The following is a 17964-nucleotide window of genomic DNA, read 5'->3' on the forward strand; positions in this document are numbered from 1 at the left end:
ATATATCCCTTAAAATCTAAAAAAAATCATGAAGGCTTTGGTTTATGAAGAATACACTACTACTGATGATTTTTCTACAATTTTAAAAATTAAAGATATACCTTTACCTGAACCAAAACCACATGAAGTAGTTTTCAAAGTAAAAGTAGCTGCACTCAACTATGATGATATTTGGGGAATGAGGGGCAAACCTTTGGCAATCCCATTACCTCATATTTCTGGAACTGATGCTGCAGGTGAAGTAACTGCAATTGGTAGTGATGTAAAAAATATCAAAATTGGTGACCGAGTAGTTTCTCATGGAAACATGTCATGTAGAGTTTGTAAAGCGTGTACTAGTGGAAGGGAATATGATTGTAGAAAACGAGCTATTTGGGGTTTTGAAACAGGTCCTCTCTGGGGTGGTTATTGTGAATTTACACATCTTCCAGAAGTCAATGTTGTAAAGATTCCAGAAGGAGTATCATATGATCAGGCAGCTGCTGCGTCTATGACTTTGTTAACCTCTTGGCATATGCTTGTTGGTAGAGCAAAAATTCAACCTGGACAATTAGTTTTGATTATGGGTGGAAGTTCTGGTGTTGGAACTTATGGAATTCAAATTGCAAAACTTTTTGGATGTACTGTTATTGCTACTGCCAGTCCTGATAAACTAGACAAACTATTAGAATTGGGAGCTGACTATGTGATAGATCATAGAAAAGAAGACTGGCATAAAGAAGTAAAATCAATTACAAAAAAAATTCCAAAATATGGTGATGTTCCTAGAATTGATATAATTTTTGAACACATTGGTGGCTCTCATTGGAATAAAGAACTTACATTGTTAAATTATGGAGGAACCATAGTAACAACTGGTGCAACTACAGGTTATGATGCAAAAACAGATTTACGTCATATTTTCTTTAAAGGAATTAATATTTTAGGCTCAACCCAAGGAACAAGAGCAGAATTAGAACAAGGTCTCTATTGGATGTCTCAAGGTAAAATAAAATCTATAATCGATTCTGTATATCCATTAGAGAGAGCAGCAGAGGCTCATACAAAAATGCTCAAAGGTAAGGGGCTTTTTGGAAAAATCTTGATGAAACCAGGATCTGACTAGATGAAAGATCCAAAAATAAACTCCACTTTAGATAAAGGAAATAGATTGTTTTTACAAGGAAAACTAAAAGATGCAATATTATATTACGATAAAATACTTGATGAGAATCCATCACATATTAGCTCCCTTAACAATAAAGGATATGCTCTAAGTAAACTCAAAGATTTTGATAATGCCCTAAAATGCTATAATATCGCTCTTCAGATTTCGCCTAATGATCTTTCCGTTTTAGTTAACAAAATTTCTTGTTTTCGTAAACAAGGAAAATTTGTTGAGGCATTATCAATATGTGATAAAATACTAAATGAAAATCCAATGTATAATATTGCACTATATCATAAAGAACGAATTTTATTTTCTTTGAAGGAATATGATAAATCTATTTTATGCTGTAATAGTATATTGAATGATTATCCTAATAATGGTGATGTCTTATTTGATAAATCATGTAGTTTTGTGATGCTCTCAAAAAATGATGAGGCACTTGATTTACTAGATCATGCAATCTCTCAGGGAATACAATTCAAAGTTAAAGCAAAAAAATCTAAATCGTTTGAAAAGTTATCTGATAGTTCTAGATTTCAAAAATTGGTTTCTTAATTATAACCAATGTGGAATTTCAAGATATTCCTCTATACTCTCATTTCGTAAAATCTTGAGGAGTGCATTTGCTTGAGGACTAGATAAAACTGGCTTGTCAAACTGATTATCCGTAGAAATTCTTGGACATGCTACTTGAATAAAAGCGTCTATTCCCTTGAAATTTCTTAATCTGTCATTTGTAATATCAGTTAGTGCAAACAACTGGACTTTTTTTCCTTCTTTTTCTAATTCTTTTTTAATTTTTAAAGCAAATACTTTTGATAACTGTCCTTCTTTTAATCCTACAATAACTCCAAATGTTTTTGCTTCAGATGCTTTGTATATTGCAAGAGTAGCTTTCTTTTTTAATTTCTGTGCAAATTCTGTAATTTCTCTTATTTCATTAAAGTAAGGATCTAAAACATAAGTTGGTAAATTTGTTGACAGTGCAATTCCTGCTGCATGAAAATTACTTTGTCCCAAAAATACATAAGCATCAACTTCTTTTTTTAGTGTTGTAGCAGGATAAAACTCGCAACCAAAAACTTGACCATCGTTTAACTGTCCTTTTCCCTTTCCAACTTTAACTGTAATATTACCTTCTATTAGAATTGTCTTTACTTTATCTACTTGATCTAAATGTTGACTATCTGTAACCAAAGAGACTGTTTTTCCTTTCAGTATATCTATACACTTTTTGGCAACACTGTCAAATGCTACATCATCATATGCATTGATTAAAACCAAATTTTTTTCTAGTGATTCTGTGTTAATTGTATGTCCAATGTTAAATTGAATTTCAGAACCAAGAATTTTTGCGCCATTTGTGTTAAGATCACATGTTCCCCATGTTGTATCTGCTAAAATATAAGCTGGAATTCCAAATTTTTTTGATATTTTTATGGCAGTTTCCTGAACTTGAGGTAAAATTCCATCTGGCCCATTTAGTGATACGGATGCTGGGTTTTTATCTTGAATTTCTTTGAAAATTCTTTCTTCATCTATTACTATCAATCCAGCTTGAAATATGATTTTATTAATTTAAATCAACTGGAACATACAACAACTAAAAATGTCAGAGTTTTAAAAATAAGTTATGGAAAAAGAAACTATCCTTAATGTCGGATTTGATGATACTGATTCTCCAAAGGGGATGTGTACTACTTTTCTAGCCTACAAAATTGTTAATTTACTCCAAAAGCAGAAAACCGAATTTCTTGATTTTCCAAGATTAATTAGATTTAATCCTAACATTCCATGGAAAACTAGAGGTAATGGTGCAGTTTCCTTTAAAATTAAAACAAAAGAGCCATCCAAAACTAAAAACCAAATTAAAAATCTTGTTTCAAAATACTCTGATGTCAAAAATGGTGCAAACCCAGGATTAGTATTTTTTGAGAGTAACACTATTCCCTCTGACTTTATTAGTTTTAGCAATTTAGCGTTATGGCAACTAATTAGTAGAAACAATGCAAAAAAATTTGCTAAAAAAAATAATTTAGACATTTTTTATCAAGGTAACGGACAAGGGTTAATTGGTGCAATTGGTGCAATTGGATATGATTTTCATGATCATACATTGGAGCTTTTGAGTTATAGAAAAAAACCAAAGTTTGGAAAAACAAGAAAACTTTCAAGTAAAAGTGTAAAAATTATGCAAGAAAAAACTTTCCCTTATACGTTTAACAGTTTTGATTCAAAGAAAGGACGAATTCTAATTATTCCTCATGGCCCTGACCCAGTTTTTTATGGTGTTAGAGGTGAAAACATTGATTCTCTAATCTATGCTACAAAGATTCTCAAAAGTGATGAAAAATTAGATGGATATATGATCTTTAAATCTAATCAAGGAACTTCTGATCACTTGAGAAATGAATTAAATTTTGAGAATATGAAACCATATGCTTCTGGAAAAATTACTGGAATTGTGTCAAATTCACCAAAAATTGTTAAAGGTGGTCATGTTTTTTTTAAAATTCTTTCTAAAAATCATGAATTTTGGTGTGCTGTTTACAAACCTACAGGAATTTCAACTATTGCGTCAAATTTGATAATAGGAGATGAAATTTGTGTAGGCGGTGGAGTTAGAAAGGCTTCAAAAAATTTTCCTCGAATAATAAATTTAGAATTTCTTGATGTCATCAATCTTAAAAAAAACACTATCTCCTCAAATCCTCTTTGTAAAAAATGTAATAAAAAAATGAAATCAAAAGGATATAATCAAAGATTTGAGTGTGTTCGATGTGGGAATAAATTTCCCAAAAAAATAATAATCGAAATTCCACGAAAAATAAAAAAACAACTATATCTTCCAAAAGTGTCTGCACATAGACATCTGACAAGGCCTTTACAACGAATTGGAATAATTAACAAAACTACAAAATTTGATAAATCTCTTTCGTGGTTTTGTGTTTATGACAATTAAATAGCGGGGAGTAGATTTGAACTACTGAACTGCGGGTTATGAGCCCGCCGGGATGACTTAGCCCTATTTAGTCTGGCTTCCCCACCCCGCTGAACATAAATGAAGTTCAGCCGTATATACGCTTTATCAAATTCTTGAAAGTAATTAATATGATTTCAAAAGATTGTATTTTCATGGATAAGAAAATTCAAATCATTGCAGTTGCAATTGCTGTGGTTTTTTCTATATTTGTTTTAACTTCACCATCAGATCCAATTCTATTACCTGAACCTCATTCAAATACCAAAAGTGATTTTGTAACTATCATAGCTAAAAATCTTGACAAACCTCGTGCAATTGCTATTTCTGATGATAGAATTTTTGTTACAGAAAAGGATGGATTTATCAGAGTCATTCAAGACAATATACTGTTAGAATCCCCATTGGCATCATTAAGACCTGCTAATGTATTTGATGGCGGATTGTTAGGAATTGCACTGCACCCTAATTTTTCTAATAATCATTACATCTATGTATTTCTGACTTATGATGAGGATGGAAATTTATGGAATAAAATACTGAGAATTACTGAATCTAAAAATAAACTCCAAGATGCTCAAACTATATTTGATAAAATCCCTGGTTCTTCTTTTAGTAATGGTGGCTTTATAAAATTTGGACCTGATGGAAAATTGTATGTAGGAACAGGAACTGTGTCTGATTCGTCGCATCTTCCTCAAGATCTTAATTCTCTATCTGGAAAAATCCTAAGACTAAATGATGATGGTACAATACCTGATGATAATCCATTTTCTAATTCACCTGTGTATGCATTGGGGTTTAGAAATCCACAGGGAATGACTTGGGATGATGATGGAAATTTGTATATTGCAGAATTTGGACCTGAAAAAAATGATGAAATTAATTTAGTTCATGCAGGGAAAAACTATGGATGGCCTGAACAACAATGTTCTGGTAATAAAAAATTTGAAAATGCTATTCTTTGTTATGATCCAAGCATAGAACCCGGAGGCATTCTGTTTTATTCTGGGAACACCCTTAACTTTGAATTTCCGTTCATAATGGCTTCAATGAGAGCTACTAATCTTTATCAACTAGATTTTGAAGAAGGATTGAGTTCTCAAAAATCAATTCTTAGTGGTATTGGACGTGTTCGTGATGTCGTACAAGGCCCAGATGGAAGCATCTATGTAATTACTTCAAATACCGATGGAAAAGGTTTTCCAGATAGTATGGATGATAAACTATTGAGGATATTAAAATAAAATGCCAGATTCGTCAATTTCAAAATTCTTTGAAAAATCAAGAAAAGATAGGTTGGAAATAATTGCAAATTTTGCGCAACTATCCAATGATGAAATAAATATTTTACAAAATGAAAATGGAGGAATTTCTTTTGATAAAGCAGATAAAATGGTAGAAAATGCCATTGGTACCTTTTCACTTCCTTTAGGAATTGCAACAAACTTCAAAATTAATGGAAAAGACTATCTCGTCCCAATGGTTATTGAGGAACCATCTGTAATTGCAGCTGCATCTAAAGGGGCAAAAATTTCAAGAATAAAAGGTGGATTTGAAGTTTCTATGACTGAATCTTATAGTATCGGTCAAGTGCAAATACTGGACGTAGTTGATATCTCATCAGCCATTTCACAAATCAAATACTTCTCAAGTGAAATTATTCAACTAGCTAATTCTAAAAGTAATACTCTGTCTAAAATAGGAAAAGGCGCAAAAGAGATCTCTTGTAAAGAAATTGATACACCTTCTGGTAAAATGCTAATTGTGGAACTTTTAATTGATGTGGGTGATGCAATGGGTGCTAATGTTACAAATACAATGTGTGAAGCCATTTCGCCGTTAATAGAAAAGATTACAGGTGGCAGAGTACTACTTCGTATTTTGTCTAACTATTCAACCAGAAGAATTGCAAAAGCAAAAGCTGTATTTGAAAAAGAAGCAGTTGGAGGTGAAAATATTGTTGATAATATTATCATGGCATTTGAATTTGCAGATAATGACGTGTATAGGGCAGTTACCCACAATAAAGGAATCATGAATGGAATAATTGCTGTTGCAAATGCAGTTGGTCAAGATAGTAGGGCCATTGAAGCTGCTGCAAATGCATATGCTGCAAAATCTGGACAATACCGTTCACTTAGTAACTGGAGTAAAGATAATGAAGGTAATTTAGTTGGAGTTTTGGAAATACCTCTTTCAGTTGGTATTGTTGGTGGGATTGTAAATGTTCATCCTGTGGCTAAGATATGTACAAAGATTCTTGGAGTTACATCAGCACAAGAACTTGCATGTGTAATAATTGCCACTGGTTTGGCTCAAAATTATAGCGCTATTAGAGCTCTTTCAACTGAAGGAATTCAAAAAGGACATATGCGTTTGCATGCAAGAAATCTTGCAGCAGCAGCTGGTGCTACACCTGATCAAATAGATGAAATTGTTCAAAAAATGATTGAAGAAAAGACAATTTCACTTGATAAAGCAAAGAAAATATTGTTTGATTTTAACAATCTATAACTCTTAAAATTTTTTATGTATTACAATTCTAAAAATAAATGAAGTTATTATATACTAAGTTTAACAAAATAACAGAAATGTCACAAATTCGTTTTGCTATTCCAAAAGGAAGTCTTGAAGAAGCCACCTTTAAACTCCTAGAAAGATCTTGGACTAAAGTAAATAGAAAAGATAGAGCATACAGAGTATATCTTGATGATCCAAATATTGTAGTGAAAATGCTTCGACCTCAAGAGATTCCAAATTTAGTTGCAGAAGGATTGTATGATGTAGGTATTACAGGAAAAGATTGGGTAGGTGAAACAAATTCTGACGTTGAGGCAATTCTAGATTTAGAATATGGTAAAATTAAATTAGTTATAGCTTTTCCTGACAAATATCATTACAAAAATCTTGATGAAATGATTGCAGATTATGGTAAAAAGAAGAAAACCCTTCGTATTTCTTCAGAATATCTCACTACTGCTTCAAAGTTTCTAAAACAATGTAAGTCTTATAAAAAATACTATGGATCTAAAGATCCGCTAATTGTAACTCCTTGGATTCGACTTGGTACCAACAAAAATATTCAAATTCATTTATCTTTTGGTGCAACAGAAGCAAAGCCTCCTGAAGATGTTGATGCAATAATGGATGTAACTGAAACTGGAACAACTTTAAAACAAAATAAATTAAAAATTGTTGATGATGTACTTACATCAACTGCACACTTAATTGTAAACAAAAAATCATTAAAAGATCCAAAAAAACGTGAAAAAATTTTTGATATTATAACTTTGATGAGAGGCGCAGTACATGGCAAAAAATACTTGCACATATATCTAAATGTAGAAGAAAAAAACATGAAAAAACTTTTGATGCAAATGCCATCACTCAAAAATCCTACAATAAGTCCGCTAAGTGAAAAAGGATGGTTTAGTGTAAATACAGTCATCAAAAAAGAAGAATTTCACAAACTTATTCCTAAACTAAGAAAGATTGCTCAAGGTCTTGTAGTTCATGAACCTAGACAAATACTTGAACTTGAGGAGATTAAGCGTGACGAAGAAAATTGATGAAAACAATCAAAGTAACTAATATTGAAAAATTTGTAGAAAACATTATCCCAAAACAACCTCAAAATAATAAAACTGTAGTTGAATCTATTCTAAAAACTGTCAAAAAAAATGGTGATAATGCAATACGTAAATATGAAAAAAAATTTAGTGGTGCAACTATCACGTCATTACAATTATCTTCATCTGAAATAAAAAATGCATATAATAAAATATCTAAGACTGAACTTGATGCATTATGTTTAGTAAAAACTAGACTTGAAAAGACAGAATCTACAATAAAGTCATTATTAAAAAATAAAACCATTAACATCGATGGAATAAAAATCTCTAAGAAATTCATTCCAATTCAAAGTGTTGGATGCTATGTTCCTGGCGGCTTGGCAAAATATCCAAGCTCTGTAATAATGTCTGTGGTTCCAGCTAAAATTGCAGGTGTTAAAAGAATTGTGGTTGTATCTCCTCCAAATTCAGATGGAAAAATTGATCCTCTAACTATTGTTGCTGCAGATATTTGTGGTGCTGATGAAATTTTCAAAACAGGCGGTGTGCAATCAATTGCAGCGTTATCCTATGGAACAAAAAGTATATCTAAAGTTGATAAAATTGTCGGTCCTGGAGGTGCATTTGTAACTACTGCCAAATCATTGATTAATAAAAACACTGGAATTGATATGTTAGCAGGTCCTACTGAATTAGGAATTATAGCCGATAATTCTGCTAATCCTAGATTCATCGCATTGGATCTAATATCTCAAGCGGAACACAGTAGTGACACCTTTTGTTATTTAATCACAACTTCATACAAACTTGCAAAGTCAGTAAGTAAAATTATTTCAGAAATAGTACCAAAAATTCAAAGAGAGAAGTTTGTTCACTCTAGTATAAAAAATAATGGTTTTATTGCAATCTGTAAAACTAAATCTGATATGATTAAACTTGCAAATTATTTGGCTCCTGAGCATCTACAAATAATGACAAAAAATTCTGAATCACTTTCCTCGAAAATTATCACTCCTGGCCTAATTCTTCTTGGAAATAATACTCCTTCATCTGCTAGTGACTATGTTTTAGGCTCAAACCATATTCTTCCAACCAATGGATTTGGGAAGATCCGTGGTTCGCTTTCTGTTTTAGATTTTATCAAGACAAGTACTCAGGTAACTTGTTCCAAATCATCATTATCTAAAATTGCAAAACATTTACAAACATTAACAAAAGCTGAAGGTCTTCCTAATCACTATGAAGCAATAAAAGGCAGATTAAAATGAAAAAAAATTGGTTTGAAGATAAAGTAAAGAAATTCTCTTCTATTGGTGGATATCAAAAACCTGAATTAATTCAAGATGCGGTTAAGCTCGACTCAAATGAAAACTATGTTATTTCAAAACAATTCCAAAACGATATTCTTTCATCAGCAAAAAAAAATTCTGACATACGTGAATACCCACTTGGTGGTGTAGAGAAATTAATTGATACAATATCTAAGTTTGTCAAGATACCCTCGTCAATGATTGGAGTTGGTAATGGTTCTGATCAAATCTTAGATCTGATTTTATCTAATTTTGGATCAAAACAAACCAAAGTTTTGACATCAAATCCTACATTTGGATTTTTTGAAGAACGATGTAAATTGTATAACATTCCACTTATTGCAATACCCTTTCTTAGCAATATGAAATTGGACATTAAAGATTTTTTAAAGCAATCTAAAAATGCAGATATTCTTTATCTTGATTCACCAAACAATCCTACTGGATTTCAATTCTCAAAAAATGATTTACAAAAACTTGTCAAGTCTTTTGACGGATTAATAATTATTGACGAGGCATATGGAGAATTCAGCGAGTATTCTCTTGTAAATATGGTAAAAACTCAAGAGAATCTAATTATTGTACAAACCGTTTCAAAATCATTTGGTATGGCAGGACTTCGATTAGGATATTTTATTGCAAGCAAAAAATTTACTGATGCTTTTATGAATATCTTGCAATACCCATATCCAATAAGCACTGTTAGTATTGAATCTGGAATTGAGGCTTTCCAAAAATCAAGTATTATGAAAAATGCTGTTGATGAGATTAAAATTGAAAGAAAGAGAATTATCGAGAATTTGCAAAACTATGATTCGTTTGAAGTCTTCGATTCCAAGGCTAATTTTGTGCTCTTTGATGCTCATGGCTCCTACAAACGTGTATACACAGCACTTACTGAACAAGGAATATCAATTCGTAAGTTAGGAAAAATTGGGAATCATGAGGGATGTCTTAGAGTAACTATCGGAACAAAAGAGATGAACTCAAAATTCTTATTGGCTATTCGTGACTTATTGGGATGACTCTAACAAAAAAATCTGATGGAATCTATGTTGATGATTCTTACATTGATGTAATAAACAAAATTGATTCTATAATTTTTGACTGTGATGGTGTTTTAATTGATATTACAAAGTCCTATGATTTGGCAATTATTAAAACAACTAGATATGTTTTGGAGAATCTTGCAAAAATAAATAATTCTATAGACGTTGATTTTAAAATAATTGATGGATTCAAATCAACTGGAGGTTTTAATGATGAAGTTGATCTCACATATGCTGCAATAATCTCTCTTGTAGCTGCAAAAAAATTAGATAAAGATCAGAATAATTTTCTCTTTGATGTGATAAAACATGCTGATGCCAGTGGAATTCTTTCAGTAGAAAAATATATTGCAAATTTAGTTGACCTATCTGAAATTAAAAATAAACTATCTTATCCTGGAACACACCATGAAAATCCGTTGTATAACATATTTGATCAATTTTTCTACGGACCAAAACTATATGAAAAATTATTTGGTTCAGCATCAAATTTTTCTGAACCTGGTTTAATCGAGCAAGATGACGTAATTTTGAATGAGAAATTAATTAAAACATTACAAAAAAAATTTAATTCAAAAATTGCAATGGTCACAGGAAGGGGAAAAGATTCTGTAAGTTATTCCTTAAAGACTCTATTAAATGAATTTGATCTAAATAATTCGGTGTTTTTAGAAGATGAATCACGTGAATTTGCAAAACCTAATCCTAAACGATTATTAGATTCCATTCAAGGATTAAATAGCATTTCAACTTTGTACGTGGGCGACTCGATGGAGGATTTTATCATGGCCAAAAAAGTTACGGACTTGGGACATCAAACTACTTTTTGTGGTATTATAGGAACTAGCAAGAATCCACAAGAAAAACTTGAATTGTTTGAGAAAAATGATGCAATCTTGGTACTGGATTCGATCCATCTACTTCCGAAGGTCTTAAATTTAGAATAATTGAGATTACATAACCTGTGAGAAACATGAAACTACGAAAGGCGTCAATTAAACGAAATACCAAGGAAACAGGCATTGAAGTATCTGTAAATTTAGATGGAAATGGAAAAACAAGCATCAAAACAGGCATCAACTTCCTTGATCACTTGATTGTGTCTTTTGGCACACATGGTATGATGGACCTCAAAGTTAACGCAAAATCAAATGATGGCATTGATCATCACCTAATTGAAGATACAGCAATTACAATTGGACAAGCAATTGACAAGGCATTAAGCTCCAGAAGTGGAATTACAAGATTTAGTTATGCATCAGTTCCAATGGATGAGTCTTTGGCTGAAGCATCTGTTGATCTGGTAAAACGCCCGTTCTGGAAATTGACTCTATTAATAAAGAGAAATAAAATTGAAAATATTTCCAAAGAAGATCTGGAACACTTTTTTCAGTCATTACTTCAAAATTTGAATAGCTGTATTCATCTTACTGTAAAGTATGGTGAAAATGATCATCACAAAGTTGAGGCTGCAATCAAATCACTTGCAGTAGCACTAAGATCAGCTTCTTCATATGACAAAAAACAAAAAGGAATACCAAGTACAAAAGGTTCGATGTAATGGTTAGTGTTGCAATTTTTGATTATGGAGCTGGAAATATTTTCAGTCTTAAAAACTCTCTTGAAAAAGCAGGGGCATTAGTTGATGTTATTACTAATTTTGATAAACCCAATGAATATTCTGGATTACTGCTTCCTGGTGTTGGAAACTTTGATCCAGCAATCAAAAGCATAACTAAATCATCAAAAACAGGTTTCAAAGATTTTGTAAAAGACACAACACCTGTTTTGGGAATATGTCTTGGAATGGAAATGTTCTTTGAAAAAAGTGAGGAAGGAAAAGAGAGAGGCTTGAAAATAATGGAAGGTGAAGTGATCATACTTCCAAACTCCATGAAGGTACCTCATATGGGATGGAATAATTTGGTGATAAAAAAACCTGGTAAGATTTTACAAGGTGTTGACAATAACTCCTGGGTTTACTTTGTTCACTCTTATCGCGTAAAGCCTAATTCCAATGATATAGTTACTGCTGAATCTGATTATAGTATCAAAGTTCCAGCAGTAGTTGAGCAGGATAATTTTTTTGGAACTCAATTTCATCCAGAAAAGTCTGGGTCTGTTGGAAAAATTATGATAAAGAATTTTCTTGATGAGTGTAAAAAATGAAGATTATTCCTGCAATTGATCTGATGGATGGACAAGTGGTTCGACTTTACAAAGGTGATCCAAAGCAGAAAACCGTATACCATAATGATCCTGTAAAAATTGCAAAGAAGTGGGAGGCAGATGGTGCTGACATGCTTCACATCGTAGATTTGGATGCAACATTAGGAATTGGCTCAAATCTTCCCATAATTAAGAAAATTCTTGATGAAATCTCAATTCCAATTGAAGTTGCAGGTGGCCTAAGAGATGAATTAATCATTTTGGATATGATTAAAATTTCAAACAGAGTAGTGCTTGGAACTCTTGCTTTCAAAGATAAAGTACTTTTAAAAAAATTACTTACATCCTTAGGATCTCGAAAAATCGTAATATCAGTTGATCACAAAGACGGTGAGATAGTTATTCATGGATGGCAAGATAAAACTGGAATTAAACTAATTGAATCCATAAAAGAATTTCTTGAAATGGGTTTCACTGAATTTTTACTAACAAATGTAAATCGTGATGGAACAATGCAAGGTCCTGATTTAGACTTTTTAGAGCAGGCATGTAGTTTTGATAAAGCTCATATAATTGCAAGTGGCGGCATATCAAATATTGATGATATTAAAGATGTTAAAGAAAAAAACGCGTTTGGGGTAATTTTGGGGAAAGCTCTGTATGAAAATAAAATATCTATTGGGGATGCAAAACTAGTATGACTCTAACAAAAAGAATTATTCCATGCCTTGATGTAAAAAATGGTAGAGTTGTAAAGGGACTTAATTTTGAATCAATAAAGGATGCAGGTGATCCTGTTGAATTAGCTGAGAAATATAGTAACGAAGGTGCAGATGAGCTTGTATTCTTAGATATTACTGCATCAGATGAACAAAGAGAAACAATCAAAGACTTAGTCAGAAAGGTAGCATCAGTAATTGATATTCCATTTACCGTAGGTGGTGGAGTAAAATCATTAGATGATGCAAGAAACATTCTTCTAAATGGTGCTGATAAAGTTGGAATCAACACTGGCGCCATAAAAAATCCACAAGTAATTACTGAATTCATGGAATTATTTGGCAGACAATGTGTTGTAGTTGCAATTGATGCCAAAAGAAATTATAACATCAAGACAGGTGTTACTGTTTTTTCAGAAGACAATAAAAAATTCTGGTTTGAGGTTTTTATTTATGGTGGAAAAGAAGGAACGGGAATTGATGCAATTTTATGGGCAAAAAAAGCAGATAAACTTGGCGCTGGAGAAATTTTACTTACCAGTATTGACAAAGATGGCACAAAAGACGGATATGACATTTTATTGACAAAATCTATTGTAGATTCAGTATCCATTCCAGTAATTGCATCAGGTGGTTGTGGAAAGCCTGATGATATGGTAGATGTGTTTGAAAAATCAAATGTTGATGCTGCTTTGGCTGCATCTATTTTTCACTATCAAACTCATGGAGTCAAAGGCGTTAAATCATATCTTAAAGAAAAAAAAATACCTGTAAGATTATAATATCTGATTTAGGAATTTAAAACATGAATAAATCAATCAGCGATATAGATTTTGAAAAAAGTGGAGGATTGGTTCCTGTAATTGTTCAGGATGCTAACACCAAAGATATTTTGACATTAGCTTATACCAATAAAGAATCATTAGAACTTGCAAAAAAAACTGGCAACTCCTGGTTTTGGAGTCGTTCGAGAAATAAGCTCTGGATGAAAGGTGAAGAATCTGGTAATGTTCAAAAGATTACAGAAATTCTAGTTGACTGTGATTCTGATGCAATAATTTACCTTGTAGAACCATCTGGTCCTGCATGTCATACTGGTAAGAAGGTTTGCTTTCATAATAATCTAAAATAAATCAACACACTGATTTGTATGCGTCTTCTGATCCTGGAAGAATTTCATCTGTGATTTTAAATTTTAGATTTGCATAGTTAGTTCCTCTAAACATTACAGTCCAATCACCTGTTATGTCATTTGTTGAACACAGTTCTCTAATCTTTGAAAGCTGAGGTTGTATGTAATAATTAAAAGCATTTTTCTTTGCCCCATCAAATGGAATTGTTTGATACACTTCATAATGAGTTTCATTTAAGGGTCTAAGAAAGACAATTTGACCTTTTTCGTTATATTGTAATCCACCAATTATTACAAATATTTTCTCACCAATTACATACTCACTTCGATCAATCTGAAATGGACCTGAAGTAATCCATTCTCTTGGCTGTGGTGAATATTCTTCCTCTAAATTGATTTTTTCAATCTCGTCAAGTTGTTCTTGAACTTCTGATGTACTTTCCTCATCTTGTATTATTTCTCTATTAAATACATCTTCTATCTCAATTGTTTCTGATTCTTCATTAAATGTAAAAACAATACCTAAAACTATTACAATTGAAATGCCTCCAATAATCCCAATGACTGCACTGTTTTTCATGCGAATTATCTTTCCAAAATCTCTAAAAACCTTACTCATTATTGAAAAATTTACAAAAAAACAGATTTTTCCAAATATTCTTTTAAAAAACATATTTCTACTCTAGTTTTTGATAATAATCCCAATGATTTTTACTATATTTTTATCGAATAAAATCCAGTATTACTTAACTTGATATTAGGATTTTTTATCTATCTTATTAAAGGAAAAATTGATCTTGGCTAGAACCTCATTGCAATGCAGAGAATGTAAAAAAGAATATGATACTGCTTTCAAGTATGTCTGCAGTGAGTGTTTTGGACCTCTTGATGTAAAATATGACTTTCCTGTGATTACAAAAGATATGTTTTCTAACCGTGAGCAAAACTATTGGCGATATTTTGAATTACTACCAATAGAAAGCAAATCAAACATTGTAAGTATTGGTGCCGGAATGACTCCTCTTATCAAGGCTGACAATCTTGGAAAAAAATTAGGACTAAACAATCTTTACATAAAAAATGATTCTGTAAACCCAACATTTTCATTCAAAGACAGACCAGCAGGTGTTGCAATATCTAAAGCAAAAGAATTTGGATTATCATCTGTTGGATGCGCATCAACTGGAAATCTGGCATCAGCTACTGCAGCACATGCAGCAAAAGCTGGATTACCATGTCACGTCTTTGCACCAAGTGATATAGAGATGGCAAAAATTACACAAGCATTATCATATGGTGCAAATTACATTGCAGTTGATGGTACATATGATGATGCAAACAGAATTGCAGCACAAATTGGTGATAGTAAGGGAATAGGAATAGTTAACATTAACATGCGCTCTCACTATGTAGAAGGATCTAAAACATTTTCATTTGAAGTTGCTGAACAACTTGGTTGGCAAGTGCCTGATCAATTAATAGTTCCAGTGGGAAGTGGTGCAATGCTTAACGCAATTTGTAAAGGATTTGAAGAATTACAAACTGTTTCATTACTTGATGATGTGTCTAACATGCACATGATTGCAGCACAACCCCATGGATGTGCACCAATTGTTGATGCATTTAAGAAAAATTCTAAAGATGTAATTCCTGTTGAGAATCCTGATACTGTAGCAAAAAGTTTGGCTATAGGTGATCCTGGTGATGGTAGATATGTTTTGAAACGTTTAGCACAATACAATGGATTTGCAGAAGAATGTAACAATAAGGAAATCCTTGATGCAATTTTATTGCTTGCACAAACTGAAGGAATATTCACAGAACCTGCAGGTGGAGTATCTATATCTGTTCTCCAAAAAATGGTGGAACAAGGAAAGATTGATGCAAATGACAAAGTAGTGTGTTATGTGACTGGTAATGGTTTGAAAGCAACAGAGGCTATAATGGAAGTTTTGAAAAAACCTACAATAATGAAAGCAGACATATCTGAAATCTCGGCGGTAGTTAATTGATGGCAAACATCACATTTACCATTCCATCTGTACTTAATCAAAGTGGTGGTGAGAAAAAAACCCAAATTTCAGCAGACTCATTACAGGATGCATTTGCAAAAATATCTGATATTCTGGGTGATGATTTTAAAAGACGTGTTTTAGAAGGAGACGGAACTCCACGTTCTTTGATTAACATCTACATCAATGGAAAGAATGCAAAATTTTCCAGCGGCATGAACACTTCCCTAAAAGATGGAGATGAGGTGTATATTTTACCTGCAGTGGCAGGTGGTTCAGAAGAATTATCTTCTAAAGAACTTGACAGATTTTCTCGACAAGTAATGCTTGAAGAGATTGGTTATCAAGGACAATTGAAATTAAAGAATTCCAAAGTGTGTGTTGTAGGAACTGGTGGTTTGGGGAATCCTATTACATCAAGATTAGCTGCTATGGGTGTTGGAACTCTACGTATTGTTGACAGAGATGTAATTGAATTATCTAATCTACATCGTCAGACAATGTTTGATGAAGATGATGTTGGACAAGTAAAAGTAGAAGTTGCTGCAAAAAAATTACAGAAATTAAATCCTGATTGTAATATAGAGGCATTAGCAATATCTGTTAATGATTATACTGCACTTGAAGTTGTTGAGGGATGTGATGTTGTAATTGATGCACTTGATAGTGTCAATGCAAGATATGCATTAAACAAAGCATGTGTGCAATTTGGAATTCCATTTGTTACGGGAGCTGCAGTTGGAGTATCAGGACAAGCATTTACTGTTTTACCAAAACAGAGTGCATGTTACTATTGCATGTTTCCTGAATTAGATGAAGACACTATGCCAACATGTAGTATTGAAGGAGTACATCCATCGATACTATCTATTGTTGGTGGAATAGAAGTTGCAGAAGCTGTAAAAATAATAATTGGGAAAAAACCAAGTCTGTCTGAGAACATCTTACATATTGATTTGGAAACTCTTGACTTTAACAGTACTAGAACATTCAGAGCTGAAGAATGTCCAATATGTGGAACAGGAAAACTTGAAGCTATTCCTAGAGAAGAATTGATTTTAGAAGAACTATGTGGAAGAAACAGAGGAAAGAGAACTTATTCTATCACTCCAACTAAAACATTTGATATTGATGTTAATGCTGTGACAAATACTGCAAGAGAAAAAGGATTCATTGTAGAAAATCAGGGAGACTTGGGATTGTCCATGAGAACTAATGAATTATCTGTAAGCTTTATGAAGAAAGGATCTGCAGTAGTTGTTGGACCAAAGGATGAACCTGAGGCTATTGAGTTATACAAAAGCCTCTTAGGCAAGGAAATAAAGGCTTAATCAGCCTGTAAAAATTACAATAATTTAAAAAAATATTGTAAAATACTTAGATCAATTTAATAACTTTGTTACTATTTACAATTTTTAGATGATAATAATATATATTTTTGATAATTCTTGAAAAAATGATAAAATAATCACAAAAAATGATACAATTGTGGACGAATCGTCCATTAGTCTTAAATACAAATTTTAATGAAAAAAGCCAATAACATGAATAACGAAATAGGACGTAAAATAACTAGTCTTACATTAATGACAATTATGTTAGCCGGTGGTATGACATTTGCTGCTCCATCTATGATGCCAGTAGCATTTGCAGCCAACGCTAACCTATTTGTTTCCGCAGAAAACTCACAGTTTGATAACTACATGTCAGGACCTCAAGTAATTGAGGTCGTTGTAATTGATTCAAACATTAATGATACAGATCAAGGAAAAGGTGAACCAGATGTTACTGTTAATGGTAAAAAGCTTAGAATGGCTCAAGCCGTAGACGGTAACTGGTATGGTTACTTTGCAGACAGAACACAAGCC

At 32.4% G+C, this 17964-nt stretch carries 19 protein-coding genes and 1 tRNA gene; 17 read left to right on the forward strand and 3 right to left on the reverse strand.

All coding sequences use genetic code 11. The features are described from left to right. Positions 1-28: 28 nt before the first annotated feature. Both OEM44_10225 and OEM44_10230 read left to right on the forward strand, forming a co-directional pair. Positions 29-1105, forward strand: a complete 1077-nt coding sequence (locus OEM44_10225; GenBank protein ID MDH3517168.1) for a zinc-binding dehydrogenase — start codon at positions 29-31, stop codon at positions 1103-1105. Next, entirely contained in the window at positions 1106-1705 is a 600-nt protein-coding gene (locus OEM44_10230; GenBank protein ID MDH3517169.1) for a tetratricopeptide repeat protein, read from the forward strand. Here OEM44_10230 and dph2 read toward each other — a convergent pair whose 3' ends face one another. Then, complete coding sequence (dph2, locus tag OEM44_10235) at positions 1706-2701, reverse strand: diphthamide biosynthesis enzyme Dph2 (protein ID MDH3517170.1); 996 nt, start codon at positions 2699-2701, stop codon at positions 1706-1708. It abuts the gene before it with no gap. 82 nt (positions 2702-2783) lie between these two features. On the opposite strand from dph2, the gene OEM44_10240 reads away from it, so the two are divergent. Then, positions 2784-4112 (forward strand): tRNA(Ile)(2)-agmatinylcytidine synthase, encoded by a 1329-nt coding sequence (locus OEM44_10240; protein MDH3517171.1) that lies wholly within the window; start codon positions 2784-2786, stop codon positions 4110-4112. Position 4113: 1 nt separating this feature from the next. Here the strand turns inward: OEM44_10240 and OEM44_10245 are convergent. Beyond that, positions 4114-4203, reverse strand: a tRNA-Met gene (locus OEM44_10245). A gap of 82 nt (positions 4204-4285) precedes the next feature. Between OEM44_10245 and OEM44_10250 the strand changes: the two genes are divergently transcribed. The 11 genes from OEM44_10250 to hisI all read left to right on the forward strand — a co-directional run bounded on the left by OEM44_10250 (position 4286) and on the right by hisI (position 14084). After that, positions 4286-5377, forward strand: coding sequence for a PQQ-dependent sugar dehydrogenase (locus OEM44_10250; GenBank protein ID MDH3517172.1), 1092 nt, complete (start codon positions 4286-4288; stop codon positions 5375-5377). A 1-nt stretch (position 5378) separates the two neighbouring features. Continuing rightward, entirely contained in the window at positions 5379-6647 is a 1269-nt protein-coding gene (locus OEM44_10255) for a hydroxymethylglutaryl-CoA reductase, degradative (protein ID MDH3517173.1), read from the forward strand. A gap of 77 nt (positions 6648-6724) precedes the next feature. Beyond that, positions 6725-7702, forward strand: a complete 978-nt coding sequence (gene hisG, locus OEM44_10260) for an ATP phosphoribosyltransferase (protein MDH3517174.1) — start codon at positions 6725-6727, stop codon at positions 7700-7702. After that, positions 7702-8973, forward strand: a complete 1272-nt coding sequence (hisD, locus tag OEM44_10265) for a histidinol dehydrogenase (protein ID MDH3517175.1) — start codon at positions 7702-7704, stop codon at positions 8971-8973. Before hisG ends, hisD begins: the two co-directional genes overlap by 1 nt. Next, entirely contained in the window at positions 8970-10040 is a 1071-nt protein-coding gene (gene hisC / locus OEM44_10270) for a histidinol-phosphate transaminase (protein MDH3517176.1), read from the forward strand. The genes hisD and hisC overlap by 4 nt, the downstream gene beginning before the upstream one ends. Beyond that, positions 10037-11011: an HAD family hydrolase gene (locus tag OEM44_10275; protein MDH3517177.1), complete on the forward strand. Its 975-nt coding sequence runs from the start codon at positions 10037-10039 to the stop codon at positions 11009-11011. The genes hisC and OEM44_10275 overlap by 4 nt, the downstream gene beginning before the upstream one ends. A 26-nt stretch (positions 11012-11037) precedes the next feature. After that, positions 11038-11625 (forward strand): imidazoleglycerol-phosphate dehydratase HisB, encoded by a 588-nt coding sequence (gene hisB / locus OEM44_10280; protein ID MDH3517178.1) that lies wholly within the window; start codon positions 11038-11040, stop codon positions 11623-11625. Continuing rightward, positions 11625-12233: an imidazole glycerol phosphate synthase subunit HisH gene (hisH, locus tag OEM44_10285; protein MDH3517179.1), complete on the forward strand. Its 609-nt coding sequence runs from the start codon at positions 11625-11627 to the stop codon at positions 12231-12233. The genes hisB and hisH overlap by 1 nt, the downstream gene beginning before the upstream one ends. Beyond that, positions 12230-12934, forward strand: a complete 705-nt coding sequence (gene hisA / locus OEM44_10290; protein MDH3517180.1) for a 1-(5-phosphoribosyl)-5-[(5-phosphoribosylamino)methylideneamino]imidazole-4-carboxamide isomerase — start codon at positions 12230-12232, stop codon at positions 12932-12934. The genes hisH and hisA overlap by 4 nt, the downstream gene beginning before the upstream one ends. Next, positions 12931-13734, forward strand: a complete 804-nt coding sequence (gene hisF / locus OEM44_10295; GenBank protein ID MDH3517181.1) for an imidazole glycerol phosphate synthase subunit HisF — start codon at positions 12931-12933, stop codon at positions 13732-13734. The genes hisA and hisF overlap by 4 nt, the downstream gene beginning before the upstream one ends. A gap of 23 nt (positions 13735-13757) precedes the next feature. Next, a complete protein-coding gene (gene hisI / locus OEM44_10300; GenBank protein ID MDH3517182.1) occupies positions 13758-14084 on the forward strand; it encodes a phosphoribosyl-AMP cyclohydrolase in 327 nt (108 codons plus the stop codon). Position 14085: 1 nt separating this feature from the next. Here the strand turns inward: hisI and OEM44_10305 are convergent, their stop codons facing one another. Next, the gene (locus OEM44_10305) at positions 14086-14703 is read right to left on the reverse strand and encodes a hypothetical protein (protein ID MDH3517183.1); all 618 of its coding nucleotides are present in this window, start codon (positions 14701-14703) and stop codon (positions 14086-14088) included. A 178-nt stretch (positions 14704-14881) separates the two neighbouring features. On the opposite strand from OEM44_10305, the gene OEM44_10310 reads away from it, so the two are divergent. From OEM44_10310 to OEM44_10320, 3 genes are all read left to right on the forward strand, one after another. Next, positions 14882-16096 carry a threonine synthase gene (locus OEM44_10310; protein ID MDH3517184.1) on the forward strand — a complete coding sequence of 405 codons (1215 nt, stop codon included), beginning with the start codon at positions 14882-14884 and terminating at the stop codon, positions 16094-16096. Then, positions 16096-17427 carry a ThiF family adenylyltransferase gene (locus OEM44_10315; GenBank protein ID MDH3517185.1) on the forward strand — a complete coding sequence of 444 codons (1332 nt, stop codon included), beginning with the start codon at positions 16096-16098 and terminating at the stop codon, positions 17425-17427. Before OEM44_10310 ends, OEM44_10315 begins: the two co-directional genes overlap by 1 nt. A gap of 213 nt (positions 17428-17640) precedes the next feature. Beyond that, positions 17641-17964, forward strand: a 324-nt coding sequence (locus OEM44_10320) for a hypothetical protein (GenBank protein ID MDH3517186.1), incomplete at its 3' end; no start/stop codon positions are given.

It is taken from the genome of Nitrosopumilus sp. (assembly GCA_029862745.1).
Classification (GTDB): domain Archaea; phylum Thermoproteota; class Nitrososphaeria; order Nitrososphaerales; family Nitrosopumilaceae; genus Nitrosopumilus.

Excerpts from the sequence above, each read along its gene's own strand:
- hisB (MDH3517178.1), top strand. The coding sequence starts at position 11,038 with ATGAAACTACGAAAGGCGTCAATTAAACGAAATACCAAGGAAACAGGC.
- OEM44_10305 (MDH3517183.1), bottom strand. The coding sequence starts at position 14,703 with ATGAGTAAGGTTTTTAGAGATTTTGGAAAGATAATTCGCATGAAAAAC.
- hisD (MDH3517175.1), top strand. The coding sequence starts at position 7,702 with ATGAAAACAATCAAAGTAACTAATATTGAAAAATTTGTAGAAAACATT.
- OEM44_10230 (MDH3517169.1), top strand. The coding sequence starts at position 1,106 with ATGAAAGATCCAAAAATAAACTCCACTTTAGATAAAGGAAATAGATTG.
- hisC (MDH3517176.1), top strand. The coding sequence starts at position 8,970 with ATGAAAAAAAATTGGTTTGAAGATAAAGTAAAGAAATTCTCTTCTATT.
- OEM44_10240 (MDH3517171.1), top strand. The coding sequence starts at position 2,784 with ATGGAAAAAGAAACTATCCTTAATGTCGGATTTGATGATACTGATTCT.
- hisG (MDH3517174.1), top strand. The coding sequence starts at position 6,725 with ATGTCACAAATTCGTTTTGCTATTCCAAAAGGAAGTCTTGAAGAAGCC.
- hisF (MDH3517181.1), top strand. The coding sequence starts at position 12,931 with ATGACTCTAACAAAAAGAATTATTCCATGCCTTGATGTAAAAAATGGT.
- OEM44_10275 (MDH3517177.1), top strand. The coding sequence starts at position 10,037 with ATGACTCTAACAAAAAAATCTGATGGAATCTATGTTGATGATTCTTAC.
- hisH (MDH3517179.1), top strand. The coding sequence starts at position 11,625 with ATGGTTAGTGTTGCAATTTTTGATTATGGAGCTGGAAATATTTTCAGT.
- OEM44_10255 (MDH3517173.1), top strand. The coding sequence starts at position 5,379 with ATGCCAGATTCGTCAATTTCAAAATTCTTTGAAAAATCAAGAAAAGAT.
- OEM44_10225 (MDH3517168.1), top strand. The coding sequence starts at position 29 with ATGAAGGCTTTGGTTTATGAAGAATACACTACTACTGATGATTTTTCT.
- hisI (MDH3517182.1), top strand. The coding sequence starts at position 13,758 with ATGAATAAATCAATCAGCGATATAGATTTTGAAAAAAGTGGAGGATTG.
- OEM44_10315 (MDH3517185.1), top strand. The coding sequence starts at position 16,096 with ATGGCAAACATCACATTTACCATTCCATCTGTACTTAATCAAAGTGGT.
- OEM44_10250 (MDH3517172.1), top strand. The coding sequence starts at position 4,286 with ATGGATAAGAAAATTCAAATCATTGCAGTTGCAATTGCTGTGGTTTTT.
- hisA (MDH3517180.1), top strand. The coding sequence starts at position 12,230 with ATGAAGATTATTCCTGCAATTGATCTGATGGATGGACAAGTGGTTCGA.